The organism is bacterium, from assembly GCA_021372515.1.
Taxonomy (GTDB): Bacteria; Gemmatimonadota; Glassbacteria; order GWA2-58-10; family GWA2-58-10; genus JAJFUG01.
The window spans coordinates 20061-37013 of the sequence record JAJFUG010000108.1 but is presented as its reverse complement, the minus strand read 5'-3'; the positions used below and the strand labels follow the sequence as shown (position 1 = coordinate 37013).

Sequence of the window (16953 nt, the reverse complement as noted above, 5' to 3'; positions counted from 1 at the left end):
GGCGCGGAAGCTCTTGCCCTCCGTGAAGTCGAGCGCGTTGGCGCGGAGTTGGGGGCTGAAGGAGGTGGGCTCGCCGTAGGTGACGGTGGCGTCCTTCAGCGTGAATTCCTGGATATTACCCTCGAGCTCGCGGCCTTGGAGATAGAGCGGGTAGTAGCCGGCGCGGGTATTGGTAAGGCGGACTTTCCCGGTGTCGAGGGCGTAGGTGCCCTCGTCGGCGATGAGGCGGACGGCGCCGCGGGTGAGGACGAGGTGACCGTGCGCGGTGGCTTGGTGGGCCTGGTCGTTGTAGCGGATCTCGTCGGCGGTGAGGGTGAGCTCGCCGTTCCGTATCAGGGCGTCGGTCTGGGCCGAGAGGGCGTCCCCCCCTGCGGTGACAGTGAGCGTGCCGTTTTCGATCAGCACGTAGCCCAGGCTGGCGTCCTTCTCGTTGTCCGACTTGAGCCCGTCACCGGAGGCGCTCACCGTGATACGGCCGTCCTTGACTATCAGATAGTCCTTGCCCCGGATACCGTCGTCCTTGGCGCTGACCGTGAGGGTGCCGCTCGCGATCACGAGCCCGTCCTTGCTCGTGATCCCGTCGTCGAACCGCGCCTCCACGGTGAGCGCGCCGTTGCCGTAGACAGTCAGGTCGCTCTTGCTGAACACCGCGGCGTTGGGCTCCTCCTCCGCCGCGTCGTCGTAGACATAGGAGCTGCCGTCCTTCAGCTTGTTCGTAGTGTTGTCGGCCAGCACGAGCATGGCCTTATCGGCTTTCTTGATATAGATCGGGGCGCTGGAGGAGCTGGTGATATCCACCCCGTCCAAGATCAGCCGGACCATCCCGGTTTCCTCGGTGTTGACCACCACCTGGCCGTCGCTCAGCGTGCCGCTCAGCACATACGTTCCGGCGGAGTTTACAGTCACCGTGCCGCCCTGGGCCGTTGCCCCGGCCGCGCTCACGCTGGCCGAGCCGCCGTTGAGAACGATCTGCACCGCTTTTTCGCCGTCCCAGGTGTAGTCCGCAGCGTCGTCATGGCTGACTCCGTTGTCCGATTCCGCGTCCGGCACGGTCTTCGAGCTGCCGCTGCCCGAGCCCGCCCCACCGCTGTCATCGCCGCCCGAGGCGGACACCGGGTCGGAGCCGCCGCCGCAGGCGATGAACAGGCACAGCACGAAAACCCAAGCCCCCAGGAACTGCGTCCATTTTCCTCTCATAGTCCACTCCCGCGGTAAAACCGATTATCCACCACAACTGCCCGGGACAGGTCACAACGTTCGACGCCCCGGCAGAACAATTCTGTGGTTGAGACGTCGTTTTGTGCGATTCCTTGCGCTTTTATTAGGGGAGTGTTAGAGGTCCGCTTCCAAAAAAGAGCGGTGGCAGCTTTGAACGGTCAGGAACTTGCATCCCGGAATCGCAGGGCAACTACTTTCTTGTCCTTTTCCGGCTTGTGGAAAAGGACTAAAAGACGCTTCGGGGCCGTAAACTCGCATTGGCCTCGGCTTTTCTTCCGCCCGCGGTGTACGCGGAGCACCTCTGGCCGCTGCCTGTGTTGCGGGGCGACGCTGACGCTGATTGCCCGCCCGGCTTCGGGGGCTTCATTTGCCTCCGCTGTGCACGGGTCTGTTACTGCGCTCCTCTTGTGCGGCTCGGACAGAACGGCCCCGGACGGCCCTGCGGGCCGCTTGGGAACAAAGCCAGGATACGGAAGATGTTCCAGAAGCAGCCCGGCCCTGACGCAGGCCTGGATACATGATAGGCCTTAAACATCTGTATTTCCTGTAGCGACACGGCATGCCGGGCACGGCTTAGCTTCCTTACGACCCTGCCTGCAACTTCCTAAGCCGGACAACGCTGATCGGTGGGGGATGGTGCCGGGCACGGAAAGGCCCGAACGGAGGGCCGATTTCAGCTCCCGCCCGGGCCTTTGTTCCGGGGCCAGCGCGCGCTGCTGCCGCCGCGCTCAGCGCGGCGGACGTCCCTGCCCCGGTCCGGGACGGTTTTTCTCACGTTCCTTCTTCATCTCGGCGAGCTTGGTTTTCTGCTCATCGGTCAACAGGGCCGAGATTTTTTCTTCCTCGGAGTCCATCAGCTTTTTCATCGCTTCCATGGACTGCTCCCGGTCGCCGGAGCTGTTCTCTCGCAGGGACTCCATCTGTTTCTGCATGTCCTCCAGGATCGGCTTTATCTTCGCCACCTGGTCATCGGTCAGGTCCAGGTCTTTCCGCATGCGCTCCAGACGGTCCTCGACCGAGGGCGCCTTTCCTCTTTGGCCGCCTCCACCGCCCTCGCCATCCGGCGGAGGACCCTGCTGCGCCAGCGCGAAAACGACCGTGGCCAGGGCCATGAACAGAGTCAATAAGAGAGTCTTCCAGTTCATCTTCCCACCCCTTTCAGCTTGATATTGAACGCATCTTCCGTATAAATATCCGGGCGCCAGGCCGGCTCCGTCCCGGATCCCATCCAACATAAAACAGGCATTATCTGTGACTGCGGTGGCCCCACAATCGGTCAGGCGGACATATCGAACCGGGCGTTCTGAATAAGGTTCAGCACGCTCCGGGTTTCTTCCCCGGACAGGCCGAGTTCACCCAGCAGGTCGGTGATGCGCGAAATGTTGCTCTCGGCCTCCGAGGTATCCCCGCTCTGTTCTATCGTCTTGCCTATCATCTGCTTGAACGCGTTCAACTCCTGCGTTCCGCTCTTGCCCATCTGCGGCAGGCCACCCATCTCATCCAGCTTGGAGGAGAGGGAATTGAGAAGCTCCTCCCGGCTTATTACCCCGTCGCCGTTCGTGTCGGCCGCGGCGAAATTCTCGCTCAGGTCGCCGAGTTCATCCAGGCTCAGGGCGTCATCCCCGTCGGTGTCGAGCTGGCTGATCAGCTGGTCGCTCATCGAGGTCGCATCCATCTGGGCGGGCGGAGGCGGCGGAGGTGGCGGCGGGCCGGCTTGCTGCATCCCGGAGGCCTCCTCCTCGCCGGACAGACTCTGCATCTGGGCCTCGATCGCCGAGGCAAGCTCATCCCCGCTGATCAGGCCGTCGCTGTCCGTGTCGGCCGGGGCCAACTGCTCGGCCAGATCGCCGAGTTCAGTCTGGCTCAGGCTTCCATCCCCGTCCGTGTCCAGACTGCTTATCATCTGGGCGCTGATCTGACCGGAGTCCGGGGGCGGCGGCGGACCGGCCATCATGCCCGGTCCGGCCATGGCCTGGCTGTTCTGCATCCCGGCCGAAAGGGCCGCGAGCAGCTCATCCTGGCTGACCAGGCCGTCGCTGTCCGAATCCGCGCCCTCGAGCTGTCCGGTCAGGGTGCCGATTTCCTCGCTGCTCAGGCTCCCGTCACCGTCCGTATCCAGCAGGTCCATAAAGTTCTGGCTCATACCGGACACATCGGGCTCCGGCCCGTCGGGCGGCCGCTGCATCGACTGCACCTGTTGCGCACCGGCCAGCCGCCCGGCCCCGCTGATCTCCACTCTGTCCCCGAAAGCGGACACACTTGCGGAGACATTACCACCGGCGGCGGAATCACCTGAAACGGACTGGCTGTTGGTTCCGTTGATGGTAAGATTTCCAGCCATCCTTCCCGTTCCAAATAATTGCCACATGGGTGTGATGCCGCTTGTTCCTTGGATAACCATACTGGCACCTCCATCGCCATCCCTGGCAAAGTTGAAATTACATCCCTATTTGCAGGGCCACCTGCAGTCAGTCTCGTCTCGGGACGACAAGTCCGTTTTCACCTCCGCTTTGTCGCTGTCTTCCCGGCACTGCGAACAACCTGTCGACTGTGGGGGTTGGACGTAGTGATGTCCGGTTAGGTTTTTCATATCAGTTTTACGGGCGAACTCAAGGTTTACCCCCTCGACATCGCCTGGCATCCCAGGAGGCGAAACCGGCTTGCGGCTGTCAGGCCGCCGCAGTTGCGCCTTTGGGGGCCGCACCTGTCTGAGCCTCCCGCCAGGGCAGCGTGCAATCGAGTGTGAAACGGCCGGTTCAGTAATTCCCCATGGTCCGGCGGCGATTCGCGGCAGCGCCGCCGCTGCATCGCGGCAGCGGAATCGGAGCTTCAAGCACACCGAGGTTGAAGGAGAGGCTCGGCTGGGACGAGTTTGCGGCCCCCGCTGGCTTTGCTGCTTTGGCCGAAACCAAAGCAGAACAGAGTCTTTCGGCTTCTCACGGCAAGTTCCTAACCGGACATTGCTGGGTTGGACGCTCTTTGCGTTCGGTTCCTTGCGGAAAATCGCCGAAAACCAAAGGATTTTTTCAACCGGAGGAGGGCAAAGAAAAAGCCCTTCTCCGGGGTCCGGAAAAGGGCTGGCTGCGAAACAGAGCGGGGACCCGCTCGATCAGGGCGAGCTTTCGCTGCGGCTCCCGGGCGAGTCGGGACGGCGCTCCGGCTGAGGGTCATCGCGCGGAGACAGCGGACCGCCTCCGGGAAGGCCGCCCGGGCCGCCACCCGGATGGTCGTGGAAGATCACCTCGGTCATAAGGCGGCGCAGACGGTCGGTCTGATCGCTGCCGCAAAGCTGTTTCAGGGCCAGGAAATATGAGTAGTTCTGAGTTTCCAGCTCGCCCTGCTTGAGGCTGATCTGCCGAAGCAGCTCTGCCGCCGCCGCCGAATCGGGCGCAGCCTCGAAAAGGCCATCCAGCAACTGGCGCCGCAGCTCCATGCTCTCACCCATCAGGCTGCGGACCCGCTCCTGGTGGGCGCTGCGCAGCCGCTCGAAAGCCTGGGCCTGGCTGTCGCTCCACTGGAGCTCCTCTTTCAGGAACTGGGCAACGTTGTCCTGTCTGCCGGGGAATCGCGGAGGACGGAAATCGGGCCGCCGCAGCTCCCGGTACCAGAGCGTGGAGAGGGTGGCGACATTCAGCACCAGCAGAAGCAATATCATCCAGGCGGCCGCCCGCTGCTTGAAAAGGACTTCCATCGTTCGACCCTGTCAGTAAAGGATACTCTGGCTCTGGTTCAGCGAAACGTCCTCGGCCAGGGAACTGATATACTGCGTGCGGCTCTGGTTCTCGCTCTGCGTGTGCCGGTTCAGCAGCACCATGGCGCTGAGGATGTTCAGCATGAGCAGGAATATGATGAACACCGGCCGGATCAGACGGCCGGCCAGCCGGATCACCACGGCCTGGGATCGCCGGCCCTCGAGGTTTTCGAGACGCGCCAGCACCCGGGCGGCGAAAAAGGGGTCCTCCGGCATCCGCTCGACCCGGTCGAGACAGTCCAGAGTCCTCTGGACTTCCGCCTGTATTTTCCGCGCTCTGTTCACGACATGAGCCCCTTTTACACACTTAGACGACATCCGCGGAATAATCCTGCGCTTTTTTACAGGATTTTCTCGAAGCCGCGGGTCAGGTTGCGCTGCAGGCCGAGCTTGGCCCGGTGCACCAACGCCTCGACCGCGGGGACACTCAGGCCCATTACAGTCGCGACATCCTTGTAGCTCAGGTCCTCGTACTTGATCAGCGTGATCGCCACCCGCTGGTTCTCGGGCAGACTGTCGAGGGCCTGTTGCAGGATTTCGCGCCGCTGCTTGTCCTCCAGCGCACGCTCGGGGTTGCAGTTGTCCGGCGCAGCCACCTGGTTTTCCACCTCCGCCAAACCTAACATCATTTTGATCGTGCCGAAACGTTTAATGCGCCTCCGCTTGCGCAAACTGTCGATGGACTTGGTCACCGCGATCCGGTAGACCCAGGTCGACAGGCTGGAGTCGCCGCGGAAGCGCTCCAGCGAGCGGTAGACCTCCACGAACACATCCTGGGCGATCTCCTCGGCATCCTCCACGCTGTCCAGGAAACGGTAGCAGATATTCCTGACCCGCTCCTGGTGCCGCTCGATAAAGTCCCTGAACGCACCCGGGGCCTGAAGGTCGGGCACGGCCTCGCGGGGGGACGCATCCGTACTGCCGCTGTGCTTGATTTTAAAGGACACGTTCGGGCCTGTGCGTGACACGGAACACGTGGAATAGTATTCAGCGTCAGAAAAGGCCAGGCTGGTTCTCGCATGGAGACCCTTGACCGGAAGGTATGGAAGACCGGCTGGCGTGCTGACTGTTCGATATTCCGCCCGCTTCTGCGGGCGGTCTGACTTATGATACACTGTTTCGCGGAAAGAGTTCTCGTTCTCGACAGGCAGCCGTCAGCTCGCCCTCTCTCAGCCGAACTGTCTGCGGTAACTCTGGGGCGAGATGCCGGTCATCGTTTTGAAACGGCGGCTGAAATGGAACGGGTCGGCGTAACCCAGCCGGGAGGCGACCTCGGCCACCGAGAGCCCGTCCACGCACAGCAGCTCGGCGGACTGCTTGATTTTCAGCATGTCCAGATACCGCTTCGGCGTGTAGCCGGTCTTGCGGAAAAAAACGCGATGGAACTGGCAGAGGCTCATGTTGCAAAGCTCCGCCATCTCCAGGTTGGTCCAGTTACGCGCCGGCTCCTGACGCAACAGTTCCAGCAGACGGGCGACCTGTGGATATTTCTCGCTGGCCTCGCCCTCGAAACGCTTGAGGAAAAGGTCGACCAGCAGGTTCTGGAGCAGACGGTTGGCCTTGATCTGGGAGGTGAACGAGGGGTCGCGCACCTCCTGGATGATCGGCAGCAGAAGGCGGGCCTCGCCGAACGCGTGCAGGCCGTTGGTTATGATCCCGCTCTTGAACAGGTGGTCGGCCAGCGGCCCGCAGAAACAGATATAGTCCTGCACGTAGTCGGCCTTGTACCCGTCGTAGTCCTGCACGAACCCCGGGGTGGTGAACACGGCCCGCCCGGGCTCGAAAATCTCGGCCCCTTTCTCAGGGGTCCAGTACCAGCCCCGGCCCTTGTAAAGGTGGGAGATGCCGTAGAACTGAAGGTAGCGGGGATGGATCGTATCCCGCGCCGCGGAGCGCTGGCCCTGGATCGCGGAGAAGATGCGCAGGCCGTAATCGGCGTGCACCGGCTGCTCGCCCTCCGGTATCTGGTGGACCAGGTAGTCGCCCTCCTTGCGGACCGGGTTGACTGTCAGGTCCTTGTAGCTCTGTTTGGTATTGGCATGCGATAGTATAATAATATCCATTCCAATCCCGCCGTTCTGAGTTATTATCTTTACCGTTACCGCATTAGAATTTCCGGCCCGTGATTATTATATCCAAATATCGGCATCCCGCAACAGGGATGTGCATATAGAGGCTGTTTCGCAACGGCAACACCGGCACAGGCAGACCCATCCCCCGACTGAACGCGGAGAGGCCGCGGCCCGGCTACTGGCCCGGGTGCCGATAAAGGCCCTCTTCCGGTTTTGATCTATCGCTTGCAACATCCCATTGAAACCGCAGCCGGATATCCGCGCCCTTACCCCGGGGAAAGGACAAGCATGGGTAAAGTCAACCTCGACCTTGTCATTTTCGTCAGCTACGTGGCATTCGTGTTCGCGGTCGGCCTGCTGGCCGTGCGGAAGAAAGACGTGTCGGACGACTATTTCCTGGCCGGACGCAACCTCACCTGGTGGCTGATCGGCGGATCGCTGATCGCGGCCAACATCTCGACCCATCATTTCGTGGGCATGTCGGGCCAGGGCTATTCCATCGGGCTGGCGATCGCCAGTTACGAGTGGCTGGCGGCGATCGCTCTGATCCTCTACGGCAAGTTCTTCCTGCCCTACTACCTGCGCAGCCGGATCACCACCATGCCCGAGTTCCTGGAGCTGCGCTACGACCACAAGGTGCGGCTGGTGTTCGCGGTGATCAGCCTGGTCGGCTACGTGTTCATCGAGCTGGCCGTGGTGCTCTACACCGGTTCGCTGGCCATGGAGTCGATCTTCGGGCTGCCGCTGACCTGGGGCCTGGCGATCCTCTGCCTGGTGGCCGGGGGCTACACATTCTACGGCGGGCTGAAATCGGTGGTCTACACGGACATTCTCCACGTGACCGTGCTGATCCTGGGCGGCCTGGCGGTCACCGTGATGGGCCTGATCAAAGTCGGCTCGGTGAGCCCCGGTTACAGCGCCAGCGTGCTGGGCGGCCTCCGGGCGGTGCTGGACGGCAGCCCGGAAAAGTTCCACATGGTCCAGTCGTGGAACCACCCGGAGCTGCCCTGGGTGGGGGTGTTTTTCGGCGGTATGTGGCTGGCCAACGTGTTCTACTGGGGCTGCAACCAGTTCATCACCCAGCGCACCCTGGCCGCCAGGAGTGTCTGGCACGGCCAGATGGGGGTGGTGTTCGCCGGCTATCTCAAGCTGCTCGTGCCGGTGCTGGTGGTCCTGCCCGGGATAATCGCCTACCGGCTGTACGCTCCCGGCTCGGGGCTGCTGAGCGATGAGTTCACGCTGGGCAAGGCCGACCTGGCTTTCCCGACGCTGGTCAAGAACCTGATGCCCGCGGGCCTGTCGGGCCTGGTGATGGCGGGCCTGATGGGCGCGGTGATGTCCACCATCGCCTCGCTGCTCACCTCCAGCGCCTCGATTTTCACTTTCGACATCTACAAGCGGCATCTCGACCCTGGGGCGGACAACCGCAAGCTGATCCGGATCGGGCAGGCCGTGACCGTGGTGGTGCTGGTGATCGCCACCGTGTTCGGCTATTTCCTGCGCGATCTGAGCGCGATTTTCACCTACATCCAGAAATTCTGGTCCATCGCCTGGCCCGCCGTGACCGCCGTGTTCCTGGCCGGGTTTTTCTACCCGCGGGCCACGGCGCGGGGCAGCCTGGTCGCTCTGGTCGCCGGGCCGGTCTGGGCCCTGCTTTTCACCCTGGCCGACTCCCTGGAGCTTGTTCCCCGCCTGGCTTTTCTCAACCGGGCCACTCTGGATTTCCTGTTCTGCTGCCTGATTCTCTATTCCCTCAGGCACAGGGGCCCGGAAATCCCGGCCGGCGCGGTGGTGGACCGCTCTTTCAGCGCCGAGGCGCTGGCGGAAAGGGCAAGTCTACCCTGGTTCAAGCAGTTCAAGCTCTGGAGCACAGTGCTGATCGGTATTGTGGTATTTCTATACATCCGGTTCTTCTGAGAAAAGGAAAGAGATCAAGTGACACACCGCGAGCGGGTGCTGACCGCACTGAACCATGAAAGTCCCGACCGCTGCCCGATGCAGATCAGTTTCACCCCCGAGTTCGCGCTACGGCTCAAGGCCGAGCTGGGCCTGGGCGAGGCCGGGCAGCACAACCCACACGGGGGAGGGAACACCTACGCGCTCGAACGGGCGCTGGGGGTGGATATGCTGCTCAGCTCGGTCGGCTGGGCCAACAGCTACTACGAAAAGCCGGAGCCCTACACCGATGAGTGGGGGGTGGCTTTCAACATCGCGGAGTATTCGACTCCCTACGGCAAGGGCCATTACACCGAGATGAAAGGTTTCCCCCTGGCGCGCCAGGGCGCCATCGAGACCTACCGCCCCCCCGACCCGGAGCGGCCCGAGCTGTACCGTGACGCCGCGGAGACGGTGGCAAAATACAAGGAGGAGTACTGGATCGTGGGGGTGACTGTCTGCACCGTGTTCGAAACCGCCTGGGCCCTGCGCGGCCTGGAAAACCTTCTGACCGATCTCCTTCTGGACCCGGAGCTGGCCGGGCGGATACTGGACATCCCGTTCCGCTACCACCTTCGCGCCGCCGAACGTCTGGTGGACCTGGGCGTGGACATGATCTGGACCGGGGATGACGTGGGGGCGCAGACCGGGATGCTGCTCTCGCCGGATGTCTGGCGGAAATTTTTCAAGCCCCGCATGGCCGAGTTCTACGCCCGGCTCAAAGCCAAAAACCCCGCGCTCAAGATCGCCTACCATTCGGATGGCGACATCGAGCCGATTATCGATGACCTGGTGGAGATCGGGCTGGATGTGCTGAACCCCGTGCAGCCGGCCTGCATGGACCCGGCCCGGCTCAAGCGGCGCTACGGAAAGAATCTGTGTTTCTGGGGCAGTATCGACGAGCAGGCGACCCTGCCTTTCGGCACCCCTGAGGAGGTGCGGGCCGAGGTGCTCACCCGCCTGGACACGGTCGGCCGCGACGGGGGCCTGATCCTGGGGCCCACGCACCACGTGCAGCTCGACACCCCGCTGGAGAATTTCCGGGCCATGCACGAGGCTATCCTGAACACCCCCTGCCGCTGACCGGCGGGCCGATAAATGCAGCCATTCACTTTTCGAGAAGGAGCGGCCGGATGAAAACAACTCTTTCCAGACTCGCAGCCCTTATCTGCGCCCTGTCCCTTGGCCTGGGCGCGGCAGCCCGCGCCGAGGTGCGGGTCGCCCAGAACGGCCAGACCCTGGAGCTGTCGAACCGCTACGTGAGACTGGAGTACGACCTGGAGCACGGCACCTACCGGGTGGGCGACAACTCCGGCGGACGCCCGGTCATCGAGTACGCGGTCTGCGAGGTGGCGGATGTCTACGGCTCCAGCCGCTCCTCGGACCCTGGATTATCCCACGCCTGGACCAGCGAGGCGGTGAGCGACGAGCTGGGCTCCGGCCAGAAAATCACGGTCACGAGCAGCAGCGTCAAGGCCCCGGGGCTGATCTGGCAGGCCACTTTGTACGAGGGCCGCACTTTCCTGGTCCTTAACGCGGGCCTGGACAACCGGACCGGGTTCCGGGTGCAACTCTGTCAGATACACCCGCTCAAGGCGGCCGCGTTCCAGGGTTGCGACCTCGACAGCGGCTGGGCCACGCTGGACGGCAACGGCGGCGGGGTGCGCACCGAGGTGCGGCGCGACAGCACGCTCAAGTGCTGGAACAACCTTCTGGCCACGTTCGGCGCGGGCAAGGCACGGCGTTCCCTGGTCATCGGCGGCCTCACTTATCACGAATTCGAGAAATGGGCCGCGGTGACAAAATCCGCCGGCAGCCTGAGCCTGGACCTCTGGAGCCAGGACCCGGTGGGACGGCGGGTCGACCCGGGCACGCGCTACCTTCCCGATGAGCGCTGCTATGTCGATTTCTCCACCCCCGACCCCTTCGCGGCCTTGGAGCAGTACGGCCTGGCGCTCAAGGCCGCCCAGAAAATCGACCCCGCCCCGTACGATTTCCCGACCCTCTGCCTCTGGTACGCGGGCATGCCCCAGTACGGCGGCGGGCCGGAGAACAACAACTCTGCCGGCGCTGTGGAGGAGATGGAGCGGATCCGGGCGAGCGGGTTCCAGAAATACTCGCGGGTGGCGGTGCGCCTGGTGCCGGACAACTATCAGACCAACAACCAGCAGGGCTGGTGGGATGACGCGCACTGGCAGATAAGCCCCAACACCGCCAGCAGCATGGGACCCTGCTACCGTCCACCCTACGAGACCACCGCCAAGTGGGCCGGAGCGGTGGCCGAGCTGGGCGGAATCCCGCTGACCTATTTCCAGTCGGCGCGGCGCTCCGAGGATTACTGCTACTCGCACCCGGAGCACATGCTGTTCAACGATCCCGGCCGACGGTTGAAACCGGAGGAGAGAGGGCGCGTGTTCTGGTGGGACGATGACCAGCCGCCGCTGGTGGGCTACGATTTCACCGACTCCTCGTTCATCGCGCACCTGCGCCAGGTCTACGCCAACCTGAACTCAGGCGGTGTGCGCGGCCTGATGTACGATTATCCCGCCGAGTCGGGCTGGTTCCCGGACGGCGGGTTCGAGGACCCCTATGCCACCACGGCTGTAGCCTACCGCAACATTTTCCGTTTCGCCCACGAGGGGCTGGCCAAGCCGAACTACATCCACGAGCGCACCCTGTCGCGCGGCTCGGATGTGACCCTGGGGCTGGTCGCCTCCCAGCGCACCATGGGCGACAACGATGAGTTCAACCCCGCCATAATCACCCCCTCCGGCCTGCGCTGGTACAAGAACCGCGTGGTGCTGAGCTACGACACCGATGCCAAGAACCCGAACCACGTGTTCCCGGCGGGCCGCGACGGTGTGCGGGCCATGTACACCATGTGCTACGTGGCCTCGGGACGGCTGCTGCTGGGGCTCAGTTTCTCCCGGATGACCGCCGAGGAGCTGCACGACCTGTCCCGCGTGTTCCCGTTCCACACCGCGCCGCAGTCCGCCCGCCCGCTGGATGCTTTCAGCGGCGGCAAGTACCCCGCGGTATACGATTTCAAGGTGAACGACCGCTGGCGCCAGCTCACCCTGTTCAACACGAAAACGGAGGGCGGCGAGTGGCCCTCAATCAACGGGGAGGAAAAAGGCCGGGGCGTACCGGTGGCGAACACGTTCCGGGTGAGCCTGGGCGCGGAGAACGTAGCGGGCGGCCTGGCCCTCGACCCGGTGAAGAACTATTATGTCTACGATTTCTGGAACGACTGTTTCGTGGGCACGTTCCGCGGTGACAGTTGCCTGGTTGAGGACCTGCGCCCGGGCGAGGCCCGGATGCTCTCGGTCCATGAGCAGGAACCCAACCCGCAATTCATCTCCACGGACCGTCACCTGATGCAGGGCTATGTGGACTTCGCCGGTCAGCCGGTCTGGGACGCGGGCAAGGGTGAGCTGGCGGGAGTGGCGAAAGTGGTGGGGGGTGAGACTTTCAACATCACGCTCGCGCTGAACGGGTTCAAGCCGGGCCCGGCCAGCGCGGACGCCGGGGCCGGAATCAAAGTCACCGCGCTGGGCAACGGCCTGGCTCGCCTGTCACTCGACAGCGCGCGCAACGCCGAGGTCCGGTGGCGGGTGGCCTTCGAGCGGAAATAGCGGAAAGCGCATTCAGGGATGACTTTCTCCCGCAAAACATGAAAGCCGCAGACCCCGCGGGGTGTGCGGCTTTGCTATGTTTGGCTCCAAGAACAACACAGACGGGGAAATAATATAATACTGACCTTACACTCACTAACTGCAATAATCACGATCAGCCAAAATCAACCATCAAAGAAGTCTAGGGGTAAAAGCGAAAGTATCTTTCGCAAGAAACTCTCTTACCAACTCTTTGGACCAAGGTTCATTCAATTTTTCTTGGTCTACGTCCATTGCGAGTTTCTCCAGTTTAATAAAACTGCCACTAAGTGAAGTGCCCCTTCTCTCAAAAAATTCGGCACTACTTAAAGCGACTGCAACATCGTCCGATTCCGCACGCCACTCAAACGCAATAGCAACATGTTTTGATGTACCAATCTCTTCATCTATATAAATAGCACCGATTAATCTCAAACTTTCAGTTTCTATGTTGAGACGTAGTTCTTCTCCTAGCTCTCGTCCGACGCATTGAAAAATAGGATTTCCTCTACTTGCATCCTCGCGTCGAACGTGGCCTCCAGCCCATATAACAACCTTTTCATGTAAAGGACTTTCCTTGGATTTCTCTCGACGGCGCAGCCTCAAAACATCACCACTTGCATTGCGAACAATTACTATCGGAAGAGCCTGTACAACATCTTTGTTTTTTTCTATGCTGTCTCGAGACAGAAACTCTCCTCTTTCAGCGTATAATTTTATCAACTTTTCAGCCTCCGACGCGTCAATATAATTTTTCCCTTTAAACAATGGCTTAACGTTTTTCTTGGGCAAATATAGGATTTCTTCTTTTATTTGTTCTTCTACTAAATTCAAAATTATATCTGCAATAATCTCGGCCGTTCGCTTAGGATTGTCCTTTGTTTCGCCAAAAGAAGTATCAATTCTGAAAATTCGAAAGTCATTTTCCAACCGCTTAGCACATTCCAATGTTTTTTCCTTAAACTGCTGGAGAACTTCTGGATTCATAATTGACCCCTTCCCATTCTCGACAGGCAGCACTCCTTGTTCACGCTTCATGGCATCTTCAGGAGAAACTATCATAACAATAACAGCCGAAATGCGTTTTTTCCAATCGTCAACACACAAAAACTGTTCAATTAATCGACGGTCAGCCCCGCGAATTCTTGCAAGTCTTTCTAACATGGACATCCAACAAATTGAATCGAATATACCTCTGTCTAATATCAAAACGTGGGGGTCGCCAACACGGGGCGGATCCTGCGTCTTTTCTAAAACTTGTGCGAGAGTCATGCATGCCGTCCAAACATTAAAATTGGCATGCTTTTTATCTCTAATTGGACACACAGACGCGCGTTCTACAACAATTTCGGTTTGAAATCCGCAACGTTTAAGAAATGCCTGAACCTGCATGAGAGTACTTGTTTTACCTGCTTTGGGCACTCCCGCAAATTCGATAACAAGTGGCTTACGCCCAGCCTCTGCAAATCGTTGAGCAGCAAGTTCTGCTCGCAATTGAAGATCGGATTTCACAAGACCTCCGAACAGTTATAGTGTGCTTATTGTTAAAAGAATCAAATTATCCAAGCAATAAATGAGATATTTTGCTGTTTTCTCAATACCCAATCTATGTTCATTGCCAATGATCACTCGGGCACATATCTCCTAATTTAGCCTTGTAATAATGTTATCTGGCCCTCCATATAACTTCCCAAATTCAAGGCCAAATAAATGGTTCCATTTGATACCAATCTCAATGAACGGCTCATCATTAACGCTTTATAACCCCGCTTTTGGTGCAGTTATGATTTTCTTTTCACACGTACATGTAGCTTAAATAAATATATCCGCCCATGAAGAAAATACGCAACGGTTCAGTCCTAATCCGGCCCCGCGCCCACGACCCTGTCCGGCCGCGCCCCCTGGGCCGCGGTGAAAGTCACCGCGCGGCGGTGGCCCTCCAGGTCGATCAGGGTCAGACGGTGCTCGCCGCGGGGAAGGAACACCGCCATCTCGTGCAGCCCCGCGGTCGCCCCCAGGTAGCGGTTGTCCACGTACCAGTGGACAGTGGCCTCCGTGTTGCTGTGGGCGGCCCTGAGCACCACTTTCTGCGGCTCACCGCCGCTGCCGCGCGGTATCCAGATACCCGAGCCGGGCGGAGGGTAGACAATCTGCAGCGGGTTCTCTCCGGCCTGGGTCGGGCAGGACTGACAGTGGCGCGGCAGCTCGTCGGCCTTGTAACCGCGCTTTCTGAGGTACCCGGCGGCATCCGGGGGGAAAATCAGCAGGGTGTCGGTGCGAACCGGGCCGCTGCCCCAACAGAGCGAGCAGGTCTGGTCGCCGGCGGAGTCGAGGCGGCAGACAAGATGATAGGGGCACAGCCGTCCGGGGCCGGCCCCGGCGGGCGCCTCGGCCCACTCGGTCCGGGGGCAGCGGCTGGAGGCGGGATATCCGCTGGCCGCGCAGATTTTCACCCGGCGCAGGTCGTATTCCGGGCGGGTGAACCACTCCAGCGCGCCGGCGCGCGGCAGACGGGCCAGTATCTTGAACAGCAGCGGGCCGGCGCTCCTGGCCCCGCCCAGCTCCGGGTTGCCCAGCCCGTCGAAATTGCCCACCCAGACCCCGACTGTCCAGCGCGGCGAGACCCCGATCGCCCAGGCGTCCCGCTGCCCGAAACTGGTGCCCGTTTTCCAGGCCACCAGCCGCTGGTTCTCGAACTGACGCCAGTAGTACTCGTTGTCCGGGCGGTGCAGGTCTTTCAGGATTTCGAGCACCTGCCAGCAAGCCCCGGCCGACAGTATCCGCGGCTGCCCGGCCGTGCTGTCCGGCCCCTCCGGGCTGAGGCTGAGCGGCGCGCGCAGCCCGCCACGGCCCAGCATGCGGTACAGGCCGCACAGCTCCCAGAGCGTGCCCTCGGCTCCGCCCAGGATCAGGGTCAGACCGTAGTCGTCCGGACGGCGGAACAGGGTGCTCATCCCGGCCTGCCGCAGCAATTCCTGGAACGGTGCGATCCCGTACTGCTGGAGCAGCATCACCGCGGGCACGTTGAGCGAGCGCAGAAGGGCCTGGCTGGCCGGGACCATGCCGCTGTACTCGTTGCCCGCGTTCACCGGGACAAAGCTGCCGAAGAAAGCCGGCACGTCCCGGATCAGGCTCTGCGGCAGGACATCCCCCCGGTCGAACAGCGCCCCGTAAAGGAACGGCTTGAGCAGCGAGCCGGTGGAGCGCTCCGCCCGCACGCCGTCCACCTGCCCCTGGTCCGCCGCGGCAAAGAAATCGGCCGAGCCGACATAGGCCAGCACCTTGCCAGTGGCGGTTTCGGCCACCAGGGCCGCGGCGTTGGTGATCCCGAAACGGCCGAGGCTCTGCATGTGGTCGCTCAGCGCGGCCTGGACCTCGCGCTGTAGTGTCAGGTCGAGGCTGGAGCGGATCACGGGCTCGGTGGGATGGGTCTCGATCAGCCAGCGGCAGGCCTGGGGCGCCTCGAACGGCATGGGCTGGCGTCCGGCGGGCAGCGGCTCGGCCAGGGCCTCGGCCAGGTCGGCCTCATCCAGCGCCCCGGCCGCGTGCAGACGGTGCAGAAGGCGGTCGCGTTTGTCCCGCAGGGCCTCCCGCTCACGGTCCAGGTGGATCAGGGTGGGGGAGTTGGGCAGGACCGCCAGCAGGGCCGCCTCGGACCAGCTTATCATCCCGGGGCTCTTGCCCAGCCAGCGCAGGCAGGCCGCCTCCAATCCCACCGTGTTGCCACCCATGGGCGCCCGGCTGGCGTACAGGCGCAGCAGCTCGCGCTTGGGCCGCATCAGGCTCAGTTTCAGGGCCTGCACGATCTCCAGGCCCTTGTTGAGCGCGGTGCGCTCCTTGGGCTGCGACAGCCGCGCTATCTGCATCGGGATAGTGCTGGCCCCGCGCACGTAGCGCCCGGCCCCCAGGCACTGGAAAGCGGCGTGCGCCAGAGAGAGCGGGTCCACGCCGGGGTGCAGGTAGAACCGGCGGTCCTCGTACTGGATCACCGCGCGGCGGTATTTCTCGGGCAGGCTGTCCGCGGGCAGGCGCCACTGCTCGTCCGGGGCCAGAAACACGCTCAAGGGCCGCCCGCTGCGGTCCAGCACCAGACGGCCGTAATCCTCGGCGAACCGGGGTGTGGGGGTGAGCAGGAGCGCCAGGGCCAGAAGCCCCGCACCGATACCGACCGTCCGGACCAGATGCCTGCGCGTGATCTTGACTTTCATAGCCTTTCCCAGGCCGGGTACAGTCGATCCTGACCGGAGTGATTTCTCAGGGGCACGGCGCGCCGTGCCCCTGCAGTCGATTTGCCGGATTGAAGTTCAGGCTCGGACACGTGTGG

General features: G+C 61.9%; 12 protein-coding genes. 3 read left to right on the top strand and 9 right to left on the bottom strand.

Annotated elements, in window-relative coordinates; translation table 11 throughout:
• The 7 genes from LLH00_10700 to LLH00_10670 all read right to left on the bottom strand — a co-directional run.
• Positions 1–1197, bottom strand: a 1197-nt coding sequence (locus tag LLH00_10700) for a carbohydrate-binding domain-containing protein (GenBank protein ID MCE5271739.1), incomplete at its 3' end; no start/stop codon positions are given.
• A 749-nt stretch (positions 1198–1946) separates the two neighbouring features.
• The gene (locus tag LLH00_10695) at positions 1947–2363 is read right to left on the bottom strand and encodes a hypothetical protein (protein ID MCE5271738.1); all 417 of its coding nucleotides are present in this window, start codon (positions 2361–2363) and stop codon (positions 1947–1949) included.
• A gap of 131 nt (positions 2364–2494) precedes the next feature.
• Positions 2495–3559 (bottom strand): hypothetical protein, encoded by a 1065-nt coding sequence (locus LLH00_10690; protein MCE5271737.1) that lies wholly within the window; start codon positions 3557–3559, stop codon positions 2495–2497.
• 768 nt (positions 3560–4327) lie between these two features.
• Positions 4328–4909, bottom strand: a complete 582-nt coding sequence (locus LLH00_10685; GenBank protein ID MCE5271736.1) for a periplasmic heavy metal sensor — start codon at positions 4907–4909, stop codon at positions 4328–4330.
• 12 nt (positions 4910–4921) lie between these two features.
• Complete coding sequence (locus tag LLH00_10680) at positions 4922–5254, bottom strand: hypothetical protein (GenBank protein MCE5271735.1); 333 nt, start codon at positions 5252–5254, stop codon at positions 4922–4924.
• A gap of 56 nt (positions 5255–5310) precedes the next feature.
• The gene (locus tag LLH00_10675) at positions 5311–5916 is read right to left on the bottom strand and encodes an RNA polymerase sigma factor (GenBank protein ID MCE5271734.1); all 606 of its coding nucleotides are present in this window, start codon (positions 5914–5916) and stop codon (positions 5311–5313) included.
• A 222-nt stretch (positions 5917–6138) separates the two neighbouring features.
• A complete protein-coding gene (locus tag LLH00_10670) occupies positions 6139–7032 on the bottom strand; it encodes an AraC family transcriptional regulator (protein MCE5271733.1) in 894 nt (297 codons plus the stop codon).
• 297 nt (positions 7033–7329) lie between these two features.
• On the opposite strand from LLH00_10670, the gene LLH00_10665 reads away from it, so the two are divergent.
• Genes LLH00_10665 through LLH00_10655 form a run of 3 tightly spaced genes read left to right on the top strand, consistent with a single transcriptional unit; the run spans position 7330 to position 12611 of the window.
• A complete protein-coding gene (locus LLH00_10665; protein ID MCE5271732.1) occupies positions 7330–8958 on the top strand; it encodes a sodium/solute symporter in 1629 nt (542 codons plus the stop codon).
• An 18-nt stretch (positions 8959–8976) separates the two neighbouring features.
• Positions 8977–10059 carry a hypothetical protein gene (locus LLH00_10660; GenBank protein MCE5271731.1) on the top strand — a complete coding sequence of 361 codons (1083 nt, stop codon included), beginning with the start codon at positions 8977–8979 and terminating at the stop codon, positions 10057–10059.
• 50 nt (positions 10060–10109) lie between these two features.
• A complete protein-coding gene (locus LLH00_10655) occupies positions 10110–12611 on the top strand; it encodes a hypothetical protein (protein MCE5271730.1) in 2502 nt (833 codons plus the stop codon).
• A 171-nt stretch (positions 12612–12782) separates the two neighbouring features.
• Here the strand turns inward: LLH00_10655 and LLH00_10650 are convergent, their stop codons facing one another.
• Complete coding sequence (locus tag LLH00_10650) at positions 12783–14141, bottom strand: hypothetical protein (protein MCE5271729.1); 1359 nt, start codon at positions 14139–14141, stop codon at positions 12783–12785.
• A gap of 347 nt (positions 14142–14488) precedes the next feature.
• The gene (gene pbpC, locus LLH00_10645; GenBank protein ID MCE5271728.1) at positions 14489–16837 is read right to left on the bottom strand and encodes a penicillin-binding protein 1C; all 2349 of its coding nucleotides are present in this window, start codon (positions 16835–16837) and stop codon (positions 14489–14491) included.
• Positions 16838–16953 lie beyond the last annotated feature (116 nt).

What these genes read in the sequence shown, in the direction of transcription:
- LLH00_10665 (MCE5271732.1), top strand. Translation starts at nt 7,330, where the DNA reads ATGGGTAAAGTCAACCTCGACCTTGTCATTTTCGTCAGCTACGTGGCA.
- pbpC (MCE5271728.1), bottom strand. Translation starts at nt 16,837, where the DNA reads ATGAAAGTCAAGATCACGCGCAGGCATCTGGTCCGGACGGTCGGTATC.
- LLH00_10695 (MCE5271738.1), bottom strand. Translation starts at nt 2,363, where the DNA reads ATGAACTGGAAGACTCTCTTATTGACTCTGTTCATGGCCCTGGCCACG.
- LLH00_10655 (MCE5271730.1), top strand. Translation starts at nt 10,110, where the DNA reads ATGAAAACAACTCTTTCCAGACTCGCAGCCCTTATCTGCGCCCTGTCC.
- LLH00_10670 (MCE5271733.1), bottom strand. Translation starts at nt 7,032, where the DNA reads ATGGATATTATTATACTATCGCATGCCAATACCAAACAGAGCTACAAG.
- LLH00_10685 (MCE5271736.1), bottom strand. Translation starts at nt 4,909, where the DNA reads ATGGAAGTCCTTTTCAAGCAGCGGGCGGCCGCCTGGATGATATTGCTT.
- LLH00_10690 (MCE5271737.1), bottom strand. Translation starts at nt 3,559, where the DNA reads ATGGCTGGAAATCTTACCATCAACGGAACCAACAGCCAGTCCGTTTCA.